Source organism: Brevundimonas nasdae (assembly GCF_016654005.1).
Taxonomy (GTDB): Bacteria; Pseudomonadota; Alphaproteobacteria; order Caulobacterales; family Caulobacteraceae; genus Brevundimonas; species Brevundimonas nasdae.
The window spans coordinates 298,116-320,875 of the sequence record NZ_JAEPWN010000002.1 but is presented as its reverse complement, the minus strand read 5'-3'; the positions used below and the strand labels follow the sequence as shown (position 1 = coordinate 320,875).

Annotated in this window: 20 protein-coding genes and 1 tRNA gene; 13 read left to right on the top strand and 8 right to left on the bottom strand. The window is 66.1% G+C overall.

Annotated features, from left to right (window positions below):
* The first annotated feature begins 5 nt into the window (after window positions 1–5).
* The 4 genes from JKF87_RS04755 to JKF87_RS04740 all read left to right on the top strand — a co-directional run bounded on the left by JKF87_RS04755 (window position 6) and on the right by JKF87_RS04740 (window position 2,454).
* Entirely contained in the window at window positions 6–440 is a 435-nt protein-coding gene (locus tag JKF87_RS04755) for a biopolymer transporter ExbD (RefSeq protein WP_201097798.1), read from the top strand.
* Window positions 441–454: 14 nt separating this feature from the next.
* Window positions 455–1,168: an energy transducer TonB gene (locus JKF87_RS04750; protein WP_201097796.1), complete on the top strand. Its 714-nt coding sequence runs from the start codon at window positions 455–457 to the stop codon at window positions 1,166–1,168.
* Between the two features lie 123 nt (window positions 1,169–1,291).
* A tRNA-His gene (locus JKF87_RS04745) sits at window positions 1,292–1,368 on the top strand.
* A gap of 99 nt (window positions 1,369–1,467) precedes the next feature.
* Window positions 1,468–2,454: an aldo/keto reductase gene (locus JKF87_RS04740; protein ID WP_201097794.1), complete on the top strand. Its 987-nt coding sequence runs from the start codon at window positions 1,468–1,470 to the stop codon at window positions 2,452–2,454.
* A gap of 75 nt (window positions 2,455–2,529) precedes the next feature.
* On the opposite strand, the gene JKF87_RS04735 is transcribed toward JKF87_RS04740, so the two are convergent.
* Both JKF87_RS04735 and JKF87_RS04730 read right to left on the bottom strand, forming a co-directional pair.
* On the bottom strand, window positions 2,530–2,952 hold the full coding sequence (locus JKF87_RS04735; RefSeq protein ID WP_201098203.1) for a DUF2147 domain-containing protein: 423 nt from the start codon (window positions 2,950–2,952) through the stop codon (window positions 2,530–2,532).
* 147 nt (window positions 2,953–3,099) lie between these two features.
* Window positions 3,100–4,344, bottom strand: a complete 1,245-nt coding sequence (locus tag JKF87_RS04730; protein ID WP_236261113.1) for an acyltransferase family protein — start codon at window positions 4,342–4,344, stop codon at window positions 3,100–3,102.
* Between the two features lie 23 nt (window positions 4,345–4,367).
* Between JKF87_RS04730 and JKF87_RS04725 the strand changes: the two genes are divergently transcribed.
* Entirely contained in the window at window positions 4,368–5,297 is a 930-nt protein-coding gene (locus JKF87_RS04725; protein WP_201097792.1) for a LytTR family DNA-binding domain-containing protein, read from the top strand.
* Window positions 5,298–5,487: 190 nt separating this feature from the next.
* Here JKF87_RS04725 and ligA read toward each other — a convergent pair whose 3' ends face one another.
* Window positions 5,488–7,818, bottom strand: a complete 2,331-nt coding sequence (gene ligA, locus JKF87_RS04720) for an NAD-dependent DNA ligase LigA (protein ID WP_201097790.1) — start codon at window positions 7,816–7,818, stop codon at window positions 5,488–5,490.
* A gap of 142 nt (window positions 7,819–7,960) precedes the next feature.
* On the opposite strand from ligA, the gene JKF87_RS04715 reads away from it, so the two are divergent.
* The 3 genes from JKF87_RS04715 to JKF87_RS04705 all read left to right on the top strand — a co-directional run bounded on the left by JKF87_RS04715 (window position 7,961) and on the right by JKF87_RS04705 (window position 10,452).
* Window positions 7,961–8,929 (top strand): M28 family peptidase, encoded by a 969-nt coding sequence (locus tag JKF87_RS04715; protein ID WP_201097788.1) that lies wholly within the window; start codon window positions 7,961–7,963, stop codon window positions 8,927–8,929.
* Window positions 8,926–9,438 carry a hypothetical protein gene (locus JKF87_RS04710; RefSeq protein ID WP_201097786.1) on the top strand — a complete coding sequence of 171 codons (513 nt, stop codon included), beginning with the start codon at window positions 8,926–8,928 and terminating at the stop codon, window positions 9,436–9,438. The genes JKF87_RS04715 and JKF87_RS04710 overlap by 4 nt, the downstream gene beginning before the upstream one ends.
* Before the next feature lie 333 nt (window positions 9,439–9,771).
* A complete protein-coding gene (locus JKF87_RS04705) occupies window positions 9,772–10,452 on the top strand; it encodes a sugar transferase (protein ID WP_201097784.1) in 681 nt (226 codons plus the stop codon).
* Between the two features lie 4 nt (window positions 10,453–10,456).
* Here the strand turns inward: JKF87_RS04705 and JKF87_RS04700 are convergent, their stop codons facing one another.
* On the bottom strand, window positions 10,457–11,350 hold the full coding sequence (locus JKF87_RS04700; RefSeq protein ID WP_201097782.1) for a siderophore-interacting protein: 894 nt from the start codon (window positions 11,348–11,350) through the stop codon (window positions 10,457–10,459).
* 188 nt (window positions 11,351–11,538) lie between these two features.
* On the opposite strand from JKF87_RS04700, the gene JKF87_RS04695 reads away from it, so the two are divergent.
* The 4 genes from JKF87_RS04695 to JKF87_RS04680 are packed head-to-tail and all read left to right on the top strand — an operon-like array spanning window position 11,539 to window position 16,836.
* Window positions 11,539–13,647, top strand: coding sequence for a TonB-dependent receptor domain-containing protein (locus JKF87_RS04695; RefSeq protein ID WP_201097780.1), 2,109 nt, complete (start codon window positions 11,539–11,541; stop codon window positions 13,645–13,647).
* Window positions 13,647–14,579: an alpha/beta hydrolase gene (locus JKF87_RS04690; protein ID WP_201097778.1), complete on the top strand. Its 933-nt coding sequence runs from the start codon at window positions 13,647–13,649 to the stop codon at window positions 14,577–14,579. Before JKF87_RS04695 ends, JKF87_RS04690 begins: the two co-directional genes overlap by 1 nt.
* Window positions 14,576–15,697, top strand: a complete 1,122-nt coding sequence (locus tag JKF87_RS04685; RefSeq protein WP_201097775.1) for an ABC transporter substrate-binding protein — start codon at window positions 14,576–14,578, stop codon at window positions 15,695–15,697. Before JKF87_RS04690 ends, JKF87_RS04685 begins: the two co-directional genes overlap by 4 nt.
* Before the next feature lie 26 nt (window positions 15,698–15,723).
* Window positions 15,724–16,836 carry a YncE family protein gene (locus tag JKF87_RS04680; protein ID WP_201097773.1) on the top strand — a complete coding sequence of 371 codons (1,113 nt, stop codon included), beginning with the start codon at window positions 15,724–15,726 and terminating at the stop codon, window positions 16,834–16,836.
* Between the two features lie 42 nt (window positions 16,837–16,878).
* On the opposite strand, the gene JKF87_RS04675 is transcribed toward JKF87_RS04680, so the two are convergent.
* Window positions 16,879–17,649 (bottom strand): ABC transporter ATP-binding protein, encoded by a 771-nt coding sequence (locus tag JKF87_RS04675; protein ID WP_201097771.1) that lies wholly within the window; start codon window positions 17,647–17,649, stop codon window positions 16,879–16,881.
* Window positions 17,646–18,713 (bottom strand): FecCD family ABC transporter permease, encoded by a 1,068-nt coding sequence (locus tag JKF87_RS04670; RefSeq protein WP_236261112.1) that lies wholly within the window; start codon window positions 18,711–18,713, stop codon window positions 17,646–17,648. The genes JKF87_RS04675 and JKF87_RS04670 overlap by 4 nt, the downstream gene beginning before the upstream one ends.
* A 79-nt stretch (window positions 18,714–18,792) precedes the next feature.
* On the opposite strand from JKF87_RS04670, the gene JKF87_RS04665 reads away from it, so the two are divergent.
* The gene (locus tag JKF87_RS04665; RefSeq protein ID WP_201097769.1) at window positions 18,793–19,536 is read left to right on the top strand and encodes an alpha/beta hydrolase; all 744 of its coding nucleotides are present in this window, start codon (window positions 18,793–18,795) and stop codon (window positions 19,534–19,536) included.
* On the opposite strand, the gene JKF87_RS04660 is transcribed toward JKF87_RS04665, so the two are convergent.
* Together JKF87_RS04660 and JKF87_RS04655 are read right to left on the bottom strand one after the other, a co-directional pair.
* On the bottom strand, window positions 19,533–20,900 hold the full coding sequence (locus JKF87_RS04660; RefSeq protein WP_201097767.1) for a sigma-54-dependent transcriptional regulator: 1,368 nt from the start codon (window positions 20,898–20,900) through the stop codon (window positions 19,533–19,535). The two genes, JKF87_RS04665 and JKF87_RS04660, sit on opposite strands and share 4 nt — an antisense overlap.
* Window positions 20,897–22,723, bottom strand: coding sequence for a sensor histidine kinase (locus tag JKF87_RS04655; RefSeq protein ID WP_201097765.1), 1,827 nt, complete (start codon window positions 22,721–22,723; stop codon window positions 20,897–20,899). The genes JKF87_RS04660 and JKF87_RS04655 overlap by 4 nt, the downstream gene beginning before the upstream one ends.
* Window positions 22,724–22,760: the final 37 nt, after the last annotated feature.

The window sequence follows — 22,760 nt, the reverse complement described above, 5'->3', positions numbered from 1 at the left end:
TAGGCATGGCCGCCAAGATCAAAACGGGCGGCGCTGGCAACCAGGTTGAGGCAAACAGCGATATCAACGTTACGCCTTTCGTTGATATCATGCTCGTCCTCCTCATCATCTTCATGGTTGCGGCACCGCTCGCCTCCGTGTCGGTGCCGGTGGAACTGCCTATCGCTGTCGCCAAGGCGGCGCCGAACCCGCCCAAGCCGGTCTATATTTCGATCCAGACAGACGGTTCCGTCTATGTGGGCGACTTCCAGACCAGCGTCGGTTCTCTGGGTGCGGATCTGAGCGATCAGATCGGCGCGCGGAACCCGGCTGATGAGCGGATCTTCATTCGTGCCGACCAGAACACCCGCTACGGCGATTTCATGCAGGTCATGAACGCTCTGCAGGATAACGGCTTCTACAGCGTCGCCCTGGTCGGCGAAGACCAAGCGACGAGTTGAGGTGCGGAGATAGTATGACAGACGTCGAATATCATCGCAGTCGTTACGACATCCCGAAGCAGAAGGGCTTCATGGGGGTTTCCTACCCCGTGCTGATCGTCTGCCTCCTGATCGTCACCATTCTGTTCGCGCTTCTTCTGTTCTTCCTGCAACAGTCGAAGTTCAAGCTGAAGGAGTTCAACTACGTCGACGAGGCCGTGAAGGTTGAGTTGGTTGCGCCGGTTCCGCCGCCGCCGCCACCCCCGCCGCCGCCGCCTCCGCCCGACACGCCGCCGCCGCCGAAGCTTCAGGTGCGTCCGCCCGTGGTCAACACGCAAGCGCCGCCGCCTCCGGTCACGCTGCCGATCGAGCCGACGAAGAAGGAAGACCGCGTCGAATATACGGGCCCGCCCGTTATCGTCCCCGGACCTCCGCCTCCGCCCGCTCCTCCGGCTCCGGCCCGGCCGGCCACGATCACGAACGTTTCGTGGTCGCGTCAGCCTCGCCCGGAATTCCCGGCTCGCGCTCAAGAGCGTGGGATCGAGGAAGGCACCGTGGTTCTGCTGTGCTCGGTTGAAGCCAATGGCGCCGCGACCAACTGCAGCATCGTGTCGGAAACGCCGTCCGGTGCAGGCTTCGGCCGCGAAGCTCTCTCGTCCATGCGTTCGGCTCGTTTTGCGCCGGGCACCGTGGATGGTGTGGCTCAAGGTGGACAAGCGCGCTTCACGGTTCGCTTCCGCCTCGGATAAGACTGATCGAAAGATCGCGAGAACGCCCCGGTTTCGGCCGGGGCGTTTTTGTTTGTATAAGGCGCACTCTGTGCTTGATCGGGCCGTAAGGCCTCGCTACAGAACGCGCCTCGCGATGAGCGGGCCGCCTTAGCTCAGTTGGTTAGAGCGCCGGTTTGTGGAACCGGAGGTCCTCAGTTCAAGCCTGAGAGGCGGTACCATCTCGAAGCGTCCACGGGCCTTGTCAGGCACAGGGTGGACGCCCATCTCCTGATCGTCGGCATGATCGCCGATCCCCCACATCGACAGGAGAGCGCTTCATGAAGACGCGCAAACTGGGCCGCAACGGTCCTGAGGTTTCAGCCATCGGCCTGGGCTGCATGGGCATGAGCGCCTTCTACGGCGGCTCTGACGAAGCCCAATCCATTGATGTCATTCACCGGGCGCTGGAACTGGGCGTCACCCTGTTCGACACAGCGGAAATGTATGGGCCGCACACTAACGAGGTTCTGGTCGGCAAGGCGTTGAAGGATCGGCGCGACCAGGCCTTCATCGCCACCAAGTTCGGCATCAACTACAACGAGGATCGCTCGCGGCTGCTGGTGGACGGCAGCCCAGGCAATGTGCGCCGTGCGGTCGAAGGCAGCCTGCAGCGCCTCGGCGTCGATCACATCGACCTGTATTATCTGCACCGCGTCGACCCGGACACGCCGATTGAGGAAACGGTCGGGGCGATGGGCGAACTGGTCGCCGAGGGCAAGGTGCGCTTCCTGGGCCTGTCGGAGGCCGCGCCGGATACGCTGCGCAAGGCCCATGCGGTCCACCCGATCACCGCGCTTCAGACCGAATACTCGCTGTGGAGCCGTGAACCGGAGGACGAACTGTTCGCCACCGTCCGCGAACTGGGCATCGGTTTCGTACCCTACAGCCCGCTGGGCCGTGGCTTCCTGTCCGGCGACATCAAGTCGATCGACGATCTGGCTGCGGATGATTTCCGTCGCACCAACCCCCGTTTCGTCGGGGAGAACTTCCAGAAGAACCTCGATCTGGTCGACGCCGTGAAAACCATCGCCGAAGACAAGGGCGTGACGGCCGCGCAACTGGCCCTGGCCTGGGTTCTGGCGCAGGGCGAGGATCTGGTTCCGATCCCCGGCACGCGGCGGGTGGCGACGCTGGAGCAGAACGCGGCGGCGGTCGATCTGGTGCTGACGCCTGAAGATCTGGCGCGCATCGAGGCGGTGTTCCCCAAGGGGGCGGCGGTGGGCCATCGCTATGCCGAGGCGGCGCGGGCGGCCCTGAACCGCTGATCATCGGTCAACAGGCATGAAAAAAAGGCCCGGTCGGATCGCTCCGGCCGGGCCTTTGTGTGTCCGGTGTGCGGCCTACTGGATGCGAGTCCAGGTCTGGTTCTTGCACAGAGGGGCGACGATGCAGCCGCGCAGGCGCAGGCTGTTGTCGCCGGTCATGGTGATGGTGCCGCGGTATGTGCCGCCGTCAGCCGGATTATAGACCGAACCGCCGCGCCATTCCGTCGGGCCTCCCGTGAATCCGGTCAGCATGGGCAGATTGCGAAGGGTGCGGCCGCGCTGGGCTGCATCACGGTTATGGACATCCAGGGTGTTAGGATCGGCCCGAATGTGGTCGGAGGTCACCAGCGTGCCGCACAGGGCCTGTCCGCAGTGCGCGATGCGGACCTGGCCGCCATTCGTCGGCGTCTGCCACAGGCCGGTCGGATCGCCAGCCAGGGCAGGCGAGGCGAGCGCGGCGGCCAGTGCGGCGGCGGCCAGCATGATCTTGGTCTTCATGGTCATTCCCTTTCCTGGACCGGTCTGCGCCGGGCCTGTTGAAGAACACGCTGATCCTGGTTTCGGTCCAAAACAAGACGGAAATGGCGACCGGAAATCACGAATTGACGGGACGTTACGTCAACTTTCCAGTCGCCATTCAAGGCGTCAGGCCGTGACCGCAGGCGAGGATCTGGCGGCCGCGCCCGGCTTCACGCCCAGCAGCAGCCCCAGCCAGCCGAGCCGCCGTGCGACCTCATAGGCGGCCAAACATCCCAGGGCGGTGATCAGGATGACCAGAACAGCCTCCAGACCCAATGGCAGCTTGAGCAGGGCCAGATTGTGCGCCGCAACCACCGCCACCGTCTGGTGCACGATGTAGAAGGGGAAGACGCCGATCGACAGATAGCGCAGGACAGGACCGCCATGGTTCAGCCAGCGGGCGCCGAAGCCCAGTATGGCGGCCATGAAGCCCGCCTGATCCAGCACATAGACGAACCGCATGGCCTGACGCAGCTGCTCGGGCGGCGTGGCGTCGCCCCGATAGACCCAGGCGTAGGTCGCCCAGCCGGCCCATCCGCACAGGCCGACGATCAGGGCGGGCCAGCGAATGCGGATCAGCGTCTGACGCACCTCTTCAGAGCGGGCGATCAGATAGCCGAACAGGAAGGCGCCGAAGCTGAGGGCGTGGTTGTACCAGTCGTCGGTCAGCGCGTGGGTGATGTCGAAGCGGGGCGCCAGGAACCAGCGGATCGCGAACAGATACAGGATCGGCCAGACGATCACGCCCCAGCCGCTGAACAGCCGCTCCGTCCCCGCCAGAAGCCCCGGCCGCACGCCAGGAATGGCGATCAACGCCGCCAGGATCAGGCTATAGGGCAGCAGATAGGCGATGAACCACAGATGGTTCCAGGTCGGCGTCGTCAGGCACCCGTCCGCATCGCACCAATGGCCGGTCGATGTGGCGTAGCGGATCCAGAAGTCCTTCAGCACGGCGCTGTGTGCGGGGTCGGCCATGCCCAGGCCCTTGGCGGCCTCCACGACCTCATAATAGCTTTGGGGCGGAACGATCACGAACATGCCGAACAACAGGGGTGGCAGCAGGCGCAGGGTGCGTGATCCCGCCAGCGCCCATCCGCTTTTGCCGCGTGCCTGAAAACCATCGGCCAGGAACCGTGTGGCGCAGCCAGACACCAGGAACAAAAGCGTCAGCCGCCACGGGCTGGTCAGCATCATGATCGGCTTCAGCACCTCGATCTGACGCGGGCTGTTCACATGCCAGTCCCAGGGCACATAGAACATGCCGACGTGATAGAGGATCAGCAGCATGAAGGCGCCGACGCGAATCCAGTCCAGATCGTATCGCCGGTCCGACATGCCGGGCGGCGACGCGAGCAGGGGCGGTGAAGACATGCGAGAGTTCCTTGGCCAATGATATGAGCCGCGTACTCGCGGATGAGCGGGCGGATCAGCAATCGTCAGGGGGCGCGCGGCCGTCTGGCCGGGATGATGTCGGCCTTGCGGGGACGAACGGCGCGCCTGCCGTGACGAGCGGCTGGGGGCGGATCAAGGGGCGACTGGATGCGCGTGTCTTTTGGGCCTGCGCCTTGGGGGTGCTGGCCTTCTCGCTGGTGGATACGACGGTCAATGTGTTGAGCGCCCAGGCCGACAACCCGAACATCGCGAGTTGGAAGCCGATGCTCTGGGAGGTGTCCAGCAGCATCGCCATTCTTGCGACCATGTGGATTCCCTGGGGCGCGATCAGTCTGGCCCCGCCGGATGAGGCGGCTGGCGAGGGGTGGCGGCCGAAGGTGCGGTTCGCCCTGATCCATCTGGCGGGCGTGCTGACGTTTTCCGCCCTGCACGTCATCGGTTTCGTCATGCTTCGAAAGCTGGGTTACGCCCTGATGGGGGCGGGTGAGTACGAATTCGGCGACGCCTTCATTTATGAACTGCGCAAGGATCTGGTGACCTATGGGCTGCTGGCGGGCGCATTCCTGCTGAGCGCCTATCTGCGGCGACGGCGCAATGAGGCGGTGCGGCCGGTCAGCTTCGACATCCGCGACGGCGCCCGGATCATCCGCGTGCCTCTGGCCGACATTCTGGCGGTCAGTTCAGCGGGGAACTATGTCGAGTTCCGGCTGGCGGACGGACGGCGTCCGTTGATGCGGGCGACGCTGGCGGCGGTGGAGGCGGAACTGTCGCGGTTCGGTTTTGTGCGGGTTCACCGCTCATGGCTGGTCAATACTGAGCGCGTCACGGGCCTGCGCCCCGACGGATCAGGCGACTGGACGGTGGAGCTGGGCGCCGTTGAGGCCCCGCTGTCGCGACGGTACCCGGCGGCGCTGGAGCAGTTGCGCGGCTGAATTTGATCGTCGATCAGGTGGCCAAACTCACACTGGTCGTCATTCCGGGGCTGCGCGGAGCGAAGAACCCGGAACCCAGGGCCGCGACCGTGCCGCTGAACGCATCCATGCCGGATGCGAGCCTCCTGGGTTCCGGGTTCGTCCTTCGGACGCCCCGGAATGACGGCTCAGAGCTGACTGTCGATTTAATCTAAGCGATCAGGGCCAGCCACTCGTCTTCGGTCAGCACCTGGACGCCGTGTTTTTCAGCGTCCTTCAGCTTTGACCCTGCGCCGGGGCCGGCGACGACATAGTCGGTCTTTTTCGACACTGAGCCCGACACCTTGGCGCCCAGGCTTTCGGCCCGAGCCTTGGCTTCGTCGCGGGTGAAGCGTTCCAGCGAGCCGGTGAAGACCACGGTCTTTCCCGCGACCGGGGTGTCCGCCTTGGGGCGTTCCGCGTCGACGATTTCGGTCATCTCGGCTTCCAGCGCGGCGACGACTTCCAGATTGTGTGGCTCATGGAAGAAGTGGGCCAGCGCCAGGGCCGCCACAGGCCCGACGCCGGTGACGGCGCTGATCTGGTTCAGCATCTCCGACGGGCCTTCGTTGCGCGCGATCCCGGCCAACCGCACCAGACCGGCCCAGTCGTTCGTCATGGTCGCCAGAGAGCGGCGGGCGGGGGCGGCCATGCCGGGGAAGGCGAGGGCGATCTTCTGGTCCATCGGGGCATCCGGCCACGGATCATCGGCGGGCGGCGTCGCCTCGGCCATCAGGGTCAGGACACGGGGCGATATGGCGTGCGCGCCCGCAAGCTCGGTCCAGGCATCGGTCTGTATGCCGTTGGCGGCCTGCAGACAGGCGGCCTTCAGCGCAGCCCAGCTTTCGAAGGCGCGGGCCAGGACGATGGAGGTCTGTTCGCCGATATCGCGCACGCCCAGCCCGAACAGGAACCGGTCCAGTGAAATGGTGCGGCGCGCGTCGATGCCCGCGATCAGGTTGCGGATGCTGGTCTCGCCATAGCCGTCGTCCTTCTCCAACTGCTTCAGGCGCTCAGGGTCGCGAGCCAGACGGAAGATGTCGGCGGGCTCCTTGATCCAGCCGCGGGCATGGAAGGCGATCAACTGCTTCTCGCCCAGTCCCTCGATGTCGAAGGCGCGGCGGCCGACGAAATGCTTCAGGCGCTCAACGATCTGGGCGTCACAGATCAGACCGCCTGTGCAGCGGCGCTTGACCTCGTCACCTTCGCGCACGGCCTCTGATCCGCAGACCGGGCATTTGTCTGGGAAGACATAGGGAACCGCGTCTGCGGGGCGCTGGTCCAGCACGACGCCCAGAATCTGCGGGATGACATCGCCGGCGCGTTGCAGGCGCACGGTGTCGCCGATCCGCACGTCCAGACGTTCGATCTCGTCCTCATTGTGCAGGGTGGCGTTGCGCACGACCACGCCGCCGACCGTCACCGGGTGCAGGCGCGCGACCGGGGTCAGGGAGCCGGTGCGTCCGACCTGGATGTCGATGCCTTCCAGCACGGTCGTGGCCTGCTGGGCCGGGAATTTGTGGGCGATGGCCCAGCGAGGGCTGCGGGCGACGAAGCCCAGGCGGCGCTGCCAGTCGATGCGGTCGACCTTGTACACGACGCCGTCGATGTCATAGCCCAATGCGGCGCGGTCGCGCTCCAGTTCGCGATAGACGGCGATCAGCCCCTCAGCGCCCTCGACCCGTTTCGAACGGGCGTTGACGGGGAAGCCCCAGGCTTTCAGCTTCTGCAACGCCTCCCACTGGGTTTCGGCGAAGTCGCTGGAATGCTCGCCCCAGGCATAGGCGAAGAAGTTCAGCGGGCGGCCCGCCGTGATCTTCGCATTCTTCTGACGCAGCGAGCCGGCGGCGAAATTGCGCGGGTTGGCGTAGGTGCGACGGCCCTCGGCCTCGGCGTCGGCGTTGAAGGCCGCAAAGGCGTCGTTGGGGGCATAGACCTCGCCCCGCACCTCGATTCTGTCAGGCCAGTCGTCGCCCGCCAGCGTCTGTTTGACGTCGGCGATGGTCTTCAGATTGGCGGTGACGTCCTCTCCCGTGCGACCGTCTCCGCGCGTGGCGCCAATGGTCAGCTTGCCCTTTTCATACAGAAGGTTGGCGGACAGACCGTCGATCTTGGGTTCGGCGACGAAGGCGATGGGCTCGTCGGCGGGCAGTTTCAGGAAACGCGCGATCCGGGCCACGAAATCGCGCACCTCGCCCTCGTCGAAGGCGTTGTCCAGCGACAGCATCGGCACGCCGTGGCGGACCTCGGTGAACTGGCTGGAGGCGACGGCGCCGACCTTGTTCGACGGCGAGTCCGGGCGCACCAGATCGGGGAACCGCGCCTCGATCTCCAGATTTCGGGCGCGCAGGGCGTCATAGTCTGCGTCGGAGATCTCGGGCGCCGCCTCGGCGTACAGGCCGTCGTGCCGGGCCATCTCTGAAGCCAGCCAGGCCAGTTCGTCCGCCGCCGTCTGAGGCGTCAGGTCATCGAGGGGAATGATGTCGGGAATCGCGCGGGCCATGATTTCCCCTGTCTAACACCAGCACGAACGCACGCGCAGGCTCGGCGATCCGCCAGCGCGATTTCTGCGTTTCATGACCGATCCGTATGCTGACGCCGCCGTGTCGGGCGGCTAGGTTCGCGGAACTGGTTCTGGAGGCTGCATGAGACATTCCGCCCTGCGACTGGCCCTGACGGGCTGTGCTGTTCTTGCGCTGTCGGCCTGTGTCACCGAATCGCCGAAGGTGGCCGTGGTTGAACAGCCCGCAGTGATCGCCGAGGCGTCGCATGAGCAGTTGCTGGCCGATGTCCGCATCCTGTCGGCCGACGACATGGAGGGGCGCGACACCGGGTCGGCGGGGGGCGAGAAGGCGCGCAACTATATCGTCAGCCGTCTGGACGCGATGGGCGTGCAGCCCGCGCCCTTCGGCCGCTTGCAGCGCTTCGAGGCGCCGGGACGCACGCGCGAAGGCGTGAAGACCTTCAATGGCGTCAACATCATCGGCTTTATTCCCGGCACGCGGGTGGCGGATCGCTACATCGTCATCACGGCCCATTATGACCATGTCGGGATCAACGGCGGTCAGATCTTCAACGGCGCAGACGACAACGCCTCGGGCGTGGCGACCATGCTGGAGCTGGCCGCGCGGCTGAAGGCGAACCCGCCGGAGCACAGCGTTCTGATCGTCGCTCTGGACGGAGAGGAGCGGGGCCTTCTGGGCGCGCGTGAGTTCGTGGCCTCGCCGCCCGTGCCGCTGGCGGCCATGAGCCTGAACCTGAACTTCGACATGATCTCACGCGCTGAGACGGACGGGCATCTGTGGGTGACGGGGACGTATCAGAACCCGAACCTGCGCCCGATACTAGAGGCCTTGCCCGCCAATGGCGCGGTGTCGCTGGCCTTTGGCAAGGATACGCCCCAGGACAAGGAAGAGGACAACTGGGTTGACGCCTCCGACCATGCCGCCTTCCACGAGAAGGGGGTGCCGTTCCTGTATCTGGGCGTCGACTATCACCCCGATTATCACCGCCCGTCTGATGATTTCGAGCGGATCACGCCCTCTGTCTTCATCAGCGCCAGCGAACTGGCCATCGCCGCCTTCCACGCACTCGACAAGGCTCTGGACCGATGAAGCGTCGACTTCTACCCGTACTGGCCCTGGCGTTGCTGGCGGCCTCTTGCGACCGGTTTGGCGGGCCTAAGCCGGATAAGGCAGCGGCGCCCGCGGCCCAGCAGGCCTATCGCCATGCGCTGTCGGGCGATGTGTCAGGCGAGTACCGACCTCTCCAGCCGATTCAACTGGGTGATGCGGAGTTGGAATCCATCTTCGTCGGCCAGGTGTCGGCGCTGAAGGCGTGGGAAGAGGGCAAGGGCGGCGCATCGCCGGTTACGGTCACCTTCAAGACGGCTCAGGGCGCGGTCCGCGTCGGGCCGGAATCCTATCAGATCACGGATGACGTCTTCCGGTTCAGCGGCGTCTCAGCAGGCGGGCAGACTGTCGCCTTTGTCGGCAAGCTGGATCAGGGCGACCTGGCCACGGCACGGCGCAACCTGGGTGACCAGACCGCAGTGCTGACGGGCACGCTGACCGTCGGAAAAACCGGTATTCCGGTGCGGCTGGGCCTGTGGGGCGGCGACTGAAGTCAGGCGACGAGGCGGGCGGTCAGATAGGCCGCACCTGCGACAAGGCCCCATAGCAGCAGGCTGATGACGATCAGGACGGCAAGGGTGGTTCGCGCAGACCATTTGGCGCCGCCTGCGGGGTTGCCCCGAGGTGGTTGTGATTGAGCGGTCCGGCGCGGGTCGCGCTGGCGTGGGACACGACCTGATTTCAAAATGCAACCTGGAGTGTGATGCTGTTTAGCACCTCCAGGCAGGACTACAAAGGGTCTTGGCGAATCGCATCGCCACAGTTGCAAATCTGTCAACCTTAATGAGATAGTGGCCTGACGTGGGGTAGGTCGGGAGTGTGACATGCCATCGGTGGGGGCGATACGCACGGGGATCTGTGCGCCTGCAGGTGCGTCGCCGCGCCGGATCGTGTGGTCCGATGTGCTGATGCGGGCGCTCGATATCGCCATTGCGACGCTGGCGCTGGTGCTTGTGGCCCCGACGATGGTGTTGATCGCCATTCTGGTCCGTCTGCAGGATGGCGGTCCGGCCCTGTATCATCAGCCGCGGATTGGGCGCGGCGGAGTGGTGTTCGAGTGTCTGAAGTTCCGCAGCATGAGCGTGGGGGCCGAGCGGAAGCTGGATCAGCTGATCACCCGCACCGGCCTTCAGCAACTGGAATGGTCGTTGACGCACAAATTGCGGGACGACCCGCGTGTGACGCCGCTGGGGCGGCTGTTGCGGGTGTCCAGCCTGGACGAACTGCCCCAGCTTCTGAACGTGCTGCGCGGGGACATGTCACTGGTCGGGCCGCGTCCGATCGTAGCCGACGAGATATGGCGTTACGGCAAACGCATCCGTCATTACGCCGCCGTTCGCCCCGGTTTGACCGGCCTGTGGCAGGTGAAGGGGCGCAATGACGTGCCGTACAGACGGCGGGTGGCGATGGACGTCACCCTGGTGCGGAGGCGCTCGGTCCGCACCTATTGCGTCATTCTGTTGCTGACCATTCCGGCGGTGATCCGGCGGCAAGGCGTCTATTAGGGCCTCACTCCAGCACGCGGCCTTCGCGCCAGTAGCCCATGGCCGCGACGCTGCGCTTTGACAGGCCGCGCTCGTTGACCAGACGGCGCCGGATGTCACGCACGACGGCGGACTCGGCGGCGATCCAGACATAGAGACGGTCTTCAGCCGCCAGGGTTGCAGGCAACCAGTAGATTTCCGTGTCCACGTCTGGATCGGTTTCGGCGGGCGCGGCGTCGGGCTGGGCGGCGGTCTGCAGGTTCAGGGCTTCGACGCCGTCGATCAGGGTCTGGCCGACACGCGCGACGTGGCCGTTTTCGCGTGAGGTCCAAAGGGCCTCGACCCAGTCCGGCAAAGTCTGGCGGTCGGCGGCGAGAGGCGTTTCGAAAACGGCGCGGACGCGGGGTTTGACCGGGCGGGCGTCCAGTTTCTCGATGATGCCGATAGCGGCGGGCAGGCCGGTTTCGTCGGCCACCAGGACGACATCGTCGATGTGGGGCGACGGCTTCCACTCGAATCCGACCAGATCCCCGCCCAGGACCGGGGCGCTGATCGACAGGCTGTCGCCCGCTTGAGCAGTGGTGGCCCAGCGTGTCGCAGGCCCGCTGTCGCCATGCAGGACAAACTCGATGTCCACCTCGACCGGATCGCGGCGCACGGCCCGGATCGTATAGGTCCGCATCGCAGGGCGTTCATCGTCCGACAGTGCGCGATAGGCGGGGTACCAGTCGTCCTGGCCGGCCAGACGCTGGGCCAGACGGGGCGCCGCGCGATCTGCGGCGAAGAACAGTTTGACGCGCTGATCCGGCGCGAAGGTGGTCAACGGCTCGATATCGCCGCCGAATGTGAAGCAGGCGAGGGAAGGGCTGACATCCCGCCGGGACTTCAGCGTGATGTCAAACAGGGCATAGGCGGACATGGCGGGCCTCTGGATACGCAACTTCTAATGCGAGTAATAATCAAAAGCAGATAGGCTGTGCTGAATCCCAGCGCAACTCTTCTCGTCTTACTGATGGCTGTCGCGGGCATGAGGAGGCTGAGACGATCTGCCAGGTTGCAGATGCGAACCATTTGCAGTACCGCAAGCGCCTCTGTTGGGAACACGCCATGATCTCCGCCTTCCGCACCCTGCTTCTCGCCAGCGCCTGCGCCGCCGCACCGACCTTGGCTTTTGCGCAGAGCCAGCAGGCGTCACAGGTGGATGATGTGGTCGTGACCGCCTCTACCCGAGCGCAATCCGTGGCCAGGGCGCCAGCCTCCATCTCGGTCGTGACCAGCGAACAGCTGGAGAACAAGGCCTATGTCGATCTGTTCGACGCAGTGCGCGACGTTGAGGGGGTTTCCGTCAGCGGCGGATCCAACTTTCAGGACATCCTGATCCGGGGCTTGCCGGGGGCCTACACCCTGACGCTGGTGGATGGACGACGCCAGTCGACGCGTGAGGCGCGGGTCAACGGCAATGGGGGGCTGGAGCAGAGCTTCACGCCCCCTGTCGGTGCGATCGAACGGATCGAAGTCGTGCGAGGTCCGATGTCGTCGCTCTACGGATCGGACGCCTTGGGCGGCGTGGTCAACATCATCACCAAGAAGGTGCCTGCCCGCTGGGGGGGCTCTGTCGGCGCCGACTATGTGTCGCAGGAAAGCGGCCGGAGCGGCGACTGGCATCAAGGACAGTTCTATCTGGCAGGACCCGTCGTGTCCGAGAAACTGGGCCTACAGTTCTGGGGGCGGTCGCTGAACCGGGACGAAGACCACATCTATAATGCGCCCAGCAGCACGGGTTCGATGGGGTCGGATGAATATAATCTGGCAGGCCGCATCGCCTGGACGCCGACGACCAGCCAGGAAATCCTGCTGCAACTGGATACAGCCAAGATCGAGCGCACCAGCACGGCGGGTCTGACGGTGGCTCCGACAGGGCGCAGCGTCCGCAACAACCACAACCGCGACAGCGCCTCACTGAGCTGGAACGGCGACTGGAGCTGGGGAACCAGTGCGGTTTCCGTCATGCGTGAAGAGGCCCAGCGTGTGACCTACACGGCGGATGCCACGGGCAGTCTGATCCGAGGCGGGCGTGCGCCCGAGATCACCAACACGGTCTGGGACGTCCTGTTCAACGTGCCGCTGAACGGTACGCCGTTGGGCGATCACAATCTGGTCTTCGGTGGTCAGGTCAATCAGAACAAGCTGGTCGATGTGAACCCCGGCGCCCGAAACAATGTCGCGGCCACATTCGAGGTCTGGCAACGGGCGCTGTTTGTCGAAGACGAAATCGGTCTGACGGACGATCTGGCCCTGACCCTGGGTCTGCGTTGGGATGATCATAAACGTTACGGCGATCACTGGAGCCCGCGCGCCTATCTGGTCTGGACGCCCAGCGAGACCCTGACGCTGAAGGGCGGCGTCTCCACCGGCTTCCGCGCGCCGGAAGTACGGGCCGTAGCCGACGGCTATGCCTATGAGACCGGCGGCGCCAACTGCAACTATGGCGCGGGCCTGTGCGGGGTGATCATCGGTGATCCCAACCTGAAGCCAGAGACCAGCACCAGCTATGAGGTGAACGCTCTGTGGCGGCCAAGCGCGAACCTGTCGCTGAACGCCACGCTGTTCCTGACCGACTTCAAGGACAAGATCGCCGACGACCGGGTTTGCGGGCCGGACCTGAACAACAACGGCATATGCGACGTCCCCAGCGAGGTCGCGCGCTGGGACCAGGACCCGCTGTATCAGCTCTATTACTGGTACAATGTCAGCGACGCGCGGATTCAGGGTGTCGAATTCGGCGGCGTTTGGAAGGCGACAGACGCCCTGACCGTGAAGACCAACTACACCTTCACCGATTCCGAGCAGAAGGGTGGGTTGTATGCAGGCCAGCCCCTGGGTCGGACGCCAAAGCACATGGCCAACGCCCGCCTGGACTATAAGGCGACGGACCGCCTCAATCTGTGGGGCACGGTCACCTATCGTGGCGAGGAGATCAACGCGGGCCTGCGTGTCGGCACGAATGGCCAGCCGGTGCTGGAAGGCGCGCGTCAGGTGGGGCGGCGCTATCCCGACTACACCCTGATCGACATTGGGGCGTCGTGGGCTGTGCGTAAGGACGTGACCCTGAAGTTCGGCGTCTACAACGTCGGCGACAAGGTGCTGGAGGTCCGGGACTATGACTATCAGGGCGATGGTCGTCGCTACTGGTTCGGCGTGAACTACAACTTCTGATGCGAAGCGCCCGTCTTATTCTTGCGTCGGCCCTGTTCGCCTTGATGGCGGGGGCGGCGCTGGCGCAGCCTGCGCCGCGCGCGGTGGGACCGACCATCGCCGATGTAGGTTCCGCCTATTATCGGTTCGAGCAGGTGTCGGTGACATCCAGCGACGGCGCCCGCGTCTATCGCGTGCAGATCGGCGTGCCGCGCAAGGCGCCGGGGCAGGGGGGGTATCCGGTCGCCTATCTGCTGGATGGCGATGCGGCGATGGCGCGGCTCGACGAGACGCTGCTGGGGCAGCTGAATGCGGGCGATCCGCCGGTGATCGTCGCCGTCGGCTATCAGGGGGATCGCCAGTTCGATGTTCTTGCCCGCGCCTATGACTATACGCCGCCTGCGCAGGACGGCGCCTATGTGGTCGATGCCGCGGGGCGGCCCGGCGGCGGGGCGGACGCCTTTCTGACGCTGTTGCACGACCAGATCGCGCCAGAGGTGACGGCGCGCGTCAGGACCGACCCGGCGCGCAGCCTGTTGTGGGGACACTCGTATGGCGGGCTGTGCGTGCTGCATGCAGCCCTGACCCGGCCGGACGCCTATGGTCGTTTCGTCTCCGTCAGCCCGTCTCTGTGGTGGAACTACGGGTCGGTTCTGGCCGAGGTCGATCCGTTCCTGAGCCGCCCGCATCCCACCGCCCTATTCCTGACCTTGCTGGTCGGCGAAGAGGAGGTCGCAGGCCGGGGCGGCCGCACGCGCACCAATCCCATGTGGTCCTCTGTCCCCTCGGGCGCGACGCGCGATCTGGCGCAACGACTGCATGTCGCGGGTGTCGATGTGCGCTTCGCTGAGATTCCCGGTCAGGGGCACGGCGGAATGCTGTCCGCCTCGCTGATCCCAACCCTTCTGTCCTTCGCAGGCGTCGCGCCTGCACCCGGAGATGTGCTTTCATGAACCTGTCGCGACGTTCGACGCTGGCCGCATTCGGCGGTCTGGCCTTTCTGGCCGCCTGCGGTCGTGAGCAGGCGGGGCAGGGCGCGACGGCGCTCAAGGATCTGCGGGATCGTCCGGTGCGGCCGCTTCCGCCGGGAGGCAAGCTGACCATCGATGATGGCCGCTATCTGATCGCCCTGTCGCTGATCCACCCGGACCCGGTGTCGCTGCTGGCGGCGTGGTCGGGCGACATCAACCGCATCAGCCCGGACATGTACGAGGCCTTCCTGGCCAAGTCGCCGCAACTGGCCACTCTGCCCAAGACCGCGCAATCGGGCGGCGAGTTCAATCTGGAGGCCATCCTGGCGGCCTCGCCCGCCGTGTCGGTGGTGTCGCAGGATTCGGGCCCCACCGACGCCCAGGCCGCGCAGCTGGAGGCCGCAGGCGTCTCGGTCGCATTCATCGACTTCTTCTCCCACCCCTTCGAGAACCAGGCGCGCAGCCTGAAGCTGCTGGGCGGGATCATTGGCCGCACGGCGGAAGCCGAGGCCTTCAACGCCTTCCGCCAGACGCGTCTGGACGCCATCGCCGCCAAGGTCGCGACCATCCCCGAAGACAAGCGCCCGACCGTCTTCCTGGAAGCCCACGCCATGATCACGCCGGACTGCTGCAGTTCGCCGGGCAAGGGCAATGTCGGCGACTACATCGCCTTCGTCGGCGGGCGGAACATCGGCGCGGACGTGCTGAACCAGCCGTTCGGCAAGCTGAACCTGGAATATGTCATCCAGCGCGACCCCGACGTCTATATCCCGACCGGCGGCCCACACCTGGCCAAGGCGGGCGGCTTTGTCGTCGGACCCGGTTTCACGCCTGAGCAGTCGCAGGCGGGTCTGCGCCGGGTTGTGTCGCGCCCCGGCATCTCGACCCTGAAGGCGGTGCGCGAGGGCAGGGTCCACGGCCTGTCGCACCAACTGATCAACTCGCCCATCGACGTGGTCGCCGTTCAGGCGCTGGCCAAGTGGATCCACCCCGAACTGTTCGGCGATCTGGATCCGCGTGCGACGCTGAACGAGATCAACAGCCGCTTCCTCGCCGTTCCCTATCGCGGCGACTACTGGGCCGATCTGAAGCCCGCATGACCGCTATTTTCCCAAGGAGATCGACTATGACCTTCCACAGAAGCCTGCTGACGGCGGCTGCCGCCGTCGTGCTGATGGCCGCAGCGGCGCCTGCCGTCGCCTACACCGTCCAGGGCGCGCCGGCTGCAACCGCGACCTCGGCCCCGACCATTGACCGCTCGGTCAAGGTCGCGCCGGGCGGCGTCTATGAGATCGTCTTCAACCCCGCCGACAAGACGGTTCTGGTCGCCGCCGTCGGCCCGCGCGGCGAGAACCGCGCCGCCATCGCGCGCCTGGACGCCACGACCCTGGCGCCCGGCGCCTCCATCGACGTGTCGTCGGACGCCCTGTACGGCCTGGGCTTCAACAGTCGCACCCAGACCCTGTACGGCACCGCGACCCGCACCGGCACGGTGGCCGCCATCGACGTGCGCGCCAACCGCGTGATCGCCACGATCAAGGATGGCGACGAAGACTCCGCCCACGTGCGCGAGGCCATCGTCGATGAGGTCAACAACAAGGTCTATGTCACCATCGTCGGCGGCGACGCGGGCGACGCCAGCCGCCCGAACCAGGTCTGGGTCATCGACGGCGCGACCAACAAGCTGGAACGCAAGCTGGACGTCACCGTCGGCAGCCTGACCGGCGCGGCCATCGATAACACCCACAACCGCCTCTATGTCGTGGGCATGGGCTCCAACACGGTCGGCGTCATCGATCTTGCCACCGGCGCGACCACCGCCACCTATCCGACCGGCAGCGACCGCGCGACCAACGTCGCTGTGGACGAGGCGGGCAGCCGCCTGTTCATCGCCAGCCAGGGCAGCGGCGACCTGACGGTGATGAACGCCAATACCGGCGAGATCATCCGCAAGGTGCCGACAGGCGAGGGCGCGCTCAGCGTCGCCTACAACCCCGGCAACGGCCAGATCTATGTGTCCAACCGTCAGGCGGGCACGGTCACCGTGGTGAACGGCGCCGACTATTCTGTGCTGGCCAACCTGGCGACGGGCACCTTCCCCCAGACCATCGCCATCGATCGCGCCACCAACGCCGTCTATGTGACGAACAAGGCGCGCGGTCTGCCCCGCAACGCACCGGAAGGCACGCCTGTGCCGGTCGATCCGAACGGCGACACGGTGACGATCATCCGCCCGTAAGAGGGGTTCAGGAGGCCGGGGAGACCCGGCCTCTTTTGCGTTTCAGAGGACCGCGTCGACCATGACCTGGATCAGGCCGCGTCCGCAGTTCTCGACGCGGGCCTGAACCTGCCACACGTCAGCCAGGACTTCTGGCGTGATCGCCTGCTGAGGGGCGCCCTCGATCTTCACGGCGCCATCCGACAGGACGACGATGTGGTCTGAGGCGCGGGCGGCGGATTGCAGGTCGTGCAGCACCATGATGACCACGGCGTCGTTCTCGCGCGCATAGGTCCGCGCCAGGGTCAGCACATCCAGTTGGTGGCGCAGGTCCAGGGCGCTGGTCGGCTCATCCAGCAGCAATACCTTGGGCCGCCGCACCATGGCCTGGGCCAGGCCGGCGATCTGACGCTGGCCGCCCGACAGGCGATCCAGCCGCCGCGACGCCAGCTCCGCAGCGCCGACCTTGACCAGGGCCTGCATGGCCTGGTCCGCCGAATGGGCGTGCGATCCGGCGACGGGTGACGCCTCCAGCGCCGCGATCACCGTCTCCAGCACCGTCAGGGCGACATCCTGCGGCAGGGTCTGGGGCATATAGGCGACGTGGCGCGCCCGTTCGCTGATCGACATGGCGCCAAGGTTCAGGTCGCCCAACCGCACATCGCCCCGGGCGGGCGTCAGGCCAGCGATGGCGCGCAGCAGGGTGCTCTTGCCCGCGCCGTTCGGGCCGACCAACGAGACCACCTGTCCGGCGGCTATGGGCGCCAGCGACAGGCCGTTGATCACCGTGCGGTCGCGATAGCCGACCGTCAGGTTCTGCACCGAAAGGCTCACCCCTTGGCTCCATTGCGGAAGATCAGCAGCAGAAAGACCGGCACCCCGATCACCGCCGTCACGATGCCGACCGGCAGCAGGGCGCCGGGCACAAGCGTCTTGGACGCCGCCGACGCCAACGACATCAACAGCGCCCCGCTCAGGATGCTGGCGGGCAGGAAGACGCGGTGATCCTCGCCGACCAGCAGGCGCGCGATGTGCGGCGCCACCAGACCGACGAAACCGACCACGCCGACGAAGGCCACCGCCGTCGCCGACAGCAGGCTGACGCGAAGCAGCGACAGGAACCGCAACCGCCCGACATTGACGCCGAAGCTCATGGCGCGATCCTCGCCCAGCCGCAGGGCCGTCAGCGCCCGCGCCGCCAGCACCGAAAACGGCGTTGTCAGGATGATCACAACCGCCATGAAGGCCACGGACCGCCAGGTGGAGCGCGACAGCGACCCCATGGTCCAGAACACCAACTGCTGCAGCGCCTCCTGCGACGACACATATTGGACCAGCGCCGTCAGGGCGTTGAAGGCGAAGACCAGGGCGATGCCGAACAGGACAATGCTCTGCACCCCGCCGCGCTGCGCCCTGGCCAGGGCCTGCAGGGCCAGCACCGATCCGAAGGCGAAGACGAAGGCGTTGATGGTCGTCAGGGTGTCGTTCGAGACGAAGGGCAGGCCCAGGCCCAGCACGATGGACAGGGATGCGCCGAACGCCGCCGCCGCCGAAACGCCCAGGGTGAAGGGGCTGGCCAGCGGATTGTTCAGCACCGTCTGCATTTCCGCCCCAGCCAGCGACAGGGCGGCGCCGACCATGATGGCCATCAGGGCGTAGGGCAGGCGGATCTGCCAGATGATCGCCGTCTCTGACGGCGACAGGACCGAGGGCCGCACCAGGCCCTCAAGAATGCGCCAGGGCGACATCGACGACGGCCCAACCATCACATCCAGCGCAAGCGCAGCGACGCAGCCGACCGCCAGCGCCAGCAGTACCATACGGCGTTTGGCCTGCAATCGGCCATGATGGGCGACGGCTTCGACGGGCGTTGTCAGATGAGCGGTGATGGGGGTCAATCGACTGCGACGCCGTCCTGCACGAGATTAATAGTGCGTCGCATTACAGCAGTGGGCCGTCTTGGGCTAGAACGACCTCATGACACAGACCGCCGATCGCGAATGGACACCCCATCAACCCGCCCGCCAGCAGGCGCGGGACATCGTGACCGCCGATGGGCGCCGCTATCGGATTGTCGTCTCGACGCCCGAGGCGCCTGCGCCCGCACAGGGTTATCCGTCGATCCTCGTGCTGGACGGGGTGCAGCATTTCGCAGCCATGAGCGACGGCGCATCGGCCCTGAGCCGTCGTCCGCAGAAGACCGGGGTCGAGCCGATGGTCGTCATCGGCGTCTTTCATGGTGATGGTCAGGCGTTGGACGCCGACGCCCGGTCGCGCGACTACACCTCGGTCGCGCCGCCGCAGGGGGAACTGGTCGGCAAGGCGTTTGGCGGGGCGGACGCGTTTCGACGGACGCTGAGCGACGTGGTGCTGCCGCTGGTCAGCAACTACCTGCCGCTTGATCCCAGCCGCCGGGCCCTGTTCGGTCATTCGCTGGGCGGGCTATTCGTGCTGGAGGCGCTGGCGCAACAGCCTGACCTGTTCACCCGCTGGGTCAGCATCAGCCCGTCGTTGTGGTGGCGCGACGACCTGCGGCTTGAGGGCGGCGACGCCCTGCTGCTGGGCATCGGCGAACGGGAGCAGCGCCGCGACATGGTCGGCCGGACTCAGGCCTTCGCCCAGAGGTCGTCGGCCCGACTGCTGATTGCGCCTAACGCCGATCATGGTTCGGCGCCTCTGGCCCTGTTGCCTGACGCGCTCAGGCACGCAACGGCGCGTTAGCTGCTCCTGGTCGGGCGGCGATAGTCGTTCGGGTCGATGTCGTGGCGCTTCAGCTTGTCGTACAGCGTCTTGCGCGCCACCCCCAGCAGGGCCATGGCCTCAGTCATATTGCCTAGCGTCGACTGCAGCGCCTCGCGGATCACCATGGCCTCGAAGGCGTCGACCCGCTCCATCAACGGCGCCTGGGGCTGGGTCGGCTGGACGCCGCCTGCCGAGGGCAGGTCCAGCACGGCGCTGACGGCGAAGTTTCTCAGTTCGCGCACATTGCCCGGCCAGTCGTGCTCGACCAGCCGCCGCCGCACGCTGTCGGACATGGCGTAGTCCTTGACGCCGATCCGCCTGGCCGCCTGTTCCGCGAAATAAGCGAACAGGAGCAGGACGTCGGAGCGTCGCTCTCGCAACGCCGGCACCCGCAGCCGCACCACGTCCAGCCGATAGAACAGGTCCTCGCGGAAGCTGCCTTCCTTGACCGCCTCATGCAGGTCGCGCTTGGCCGCTGCGACGACGCGCAGGTCCACCGGGCGCGGTTCGCCGCCGCCCAGCGAGGTGACCTCGCGTTCCTCCAGCACCCGCAGCAGTTTGACCTGCAGATTGGGGCTCATGCTGTCCACCTCGTCCAGGAACAGGGTGCCCTTGTCCGAGGCTTCGATGCGGCCAGTGTGCTGGGGCTGGCGATAGCCGGAGCGGTCGGGCGCATGGCCGAACAACTCAGCCTCGGCGAAGGCGTCCGGCACCGCGCCGCAGTTGACCGCCACGAAGGGCCGTCCGCGCCGCCGTCCCAGCCGATGCAGCAACAACGCGACCAGTTCCTTGCCGGTGCCTGTCTCACCCTCGATCAGCACGTCCAGGTCGGCCTTGGCGACGTGGGAGATGGTTTCGCGCAGCCGCACCATGACGGGGCTGTCGCCGATCAGGGGGCTGTCGGTGTTGATCAGGGTGGCGGTTGCGGCGCGAAGCGCGCGGTTCTCCATGACGCTGCGCCGCGTCTCCAGCGCCTGTCCTACGGCGCCGACCAGCCGTTCCAGCGGGAAGGGCTTGGTCAGGAAGTCGAACGCACCGTCCTGTAACGCCTGCACAGCCATCGGGATATCGGCATGGCCGCTGATCAGGATGACGGGGATCTCGGGGTCGATGGCGCGGATGCGGGCGAACAGCTCCAGCCCGTCCATGCCTTCCATGCGGATGTCGGACGCCACCACGCCGGGGAAGTCGGGCGTCAGCGACGCCAGACCGCGTTCGGCGTCAGGGCAGGGCAGGACGGCAAGGTCTGCAAGCTCCAGCGCCTCGGTGATGGCGCGGCGCAGTTCGGCGTCGTCCTCGACAAACAGGACGGGCGCAACAGGCGAGGGCAGGGTATCGGTCATGCGCGTCTCAGGGTGATGCAGAAGGCGGCGCCGCCCAGCCGCGAGGGAGCGATGTTCAGGGCGCCGCCGAACTCGCGGGCGATGTCCCGCGCGATGCCAAGGCCCAGTCCCAGACCGTCCGGCTTGGTGGTGACGAAGGGGGTGAAGATGGTGCGGGCGATGTCCGGCCCCAGGCCGGAGCCATTGTCATGGACGGTGACGTAGATCCGCTCTGGATCATCTGTGCGGACATCAATGGCAACCCGCGCTTCAGTCGTGTCGGTCAAGGCGTCGCGGGCGTTCTGGATCAGGTTGATCAGAATCTGCTCCAGCCGGATGCGGTCGGCGGTCACCTGAACATCCTGGGCCAGACCCGCCCATTCCAGCGTCACGCCATTGGCCCGCAGACTGTCGGCGATCAGCAGCAGGGCGCCGTCCACGGCCTCGGTCAGGCTGACCGCCTGTATGGCGGGGGTGCCGCGTCGGGCGAAGCGGCGCAGTTCGGTGGTGATCTTGCCCACACGGTCCACCAGTTCGACGATGCTGGTCAGATTGCTTTTGGCCCGGTCAACGTCCTTGCGGTCGATGAAGCGGCCGGTGTTTTCGGCGAAGGCGCGGATGGCGGCGATGGGCTGGTTGATCTCATGCGCGACGCCGGTGGTGACCTGGCCGATGGTGCTGAGGCGGTTGGCCTGGGCCAGTTCCTCGCGCGCCGCGCGCCAGCGGCTGTCGGCGGCCATGCGGCGCTGGGATTCCGACTTCAGCCGATCGTTGGCCTGGCGCAGTTCGGCGGTGCGGGCCGACACCTGATCCTCCAGCATCTGCCGCATGTCGGTCTGGGCCAGACGGCGCATATGGATGCGCCAGAAGACCGCGAAGGCAAGAGCGCCTGCGCCGATCAGGCTGAACAGCGTCAGTCGCGCATTGCTGGCCGCGCGGGCGCGAGCGGGCTCCAGCGGTTCGAAATGCATCAGACGCGCGCCGTGCAGGGCGGCAGGCGTCTCTGCAATCCGATAGGGGCCGTCATGGTCCGGCAGGGTCAGATAGCCCTCGGCATTCGGGTCCAGGTCCACCTGATCCAGCGACAGGCTGCCGAATTGCATGGTGCGGTGGATTTCGGCCTGTTCGGCGGGCGTGGTCGGACGGGTGGCGCGGAACCGCCACGGGTCATGACCGGTGATGATGACGACCCCGTGGGATTCGATGATGGCGGTGCGGCCGCTTTCTCTGTCCCATAGGGTCTCCAGCTTGGCGAAGTCGATCTTGACCACGATAACGCCCAACGCCCGACCGTCCTCGTCGATACGGCGGGCGATGAACAGGCCGGGACGTCCGGTCACGGCGCCGACGGCGAACAGTTCCGCCTCGCCATGCGCCATCGCGCCCTGGATATATGGGCGGAAGCTGAAGTTCTCGCCGACGAAACTGCCTGGCTCGTTCCAGTTGCTGGCCGCCAGGGTGTCGCCGTGGCTGTTGGTGACATAGATGGCGGCGGCGTCCGTGCGCTGGGCCAGAAGCTCCAGCTTGGTGTTCAGGCTTTGCACGGCCCTGGGTGATCCGCCGGACAGGGCGGCGTGAACATCGGGGTATTCGCTGAGCACCAACGGCAGCAGCCTGAACTTCTGCAGTTCGCTGGCCAGCATCTGGGCGTGTTTTTCCGCCTGGTCCCGCGCGGCGGCGTCGGTCTGCTGCTGTGCGGCGGTGTGAACCCATTGCGCCGACATCCAGATCGCCAGGGCTGCGGCCGCCGCCAGCCCGAGACCGGTCAGCGTCAGGAGGCGATAGCGGGCAGCCAGGGCGCGCCGCAGGATGTGTATGGGAATACGCACAGTGTGCGGGAGCATATGCGTGTCGTTCCACACAGTCTATGACCGTAATGTG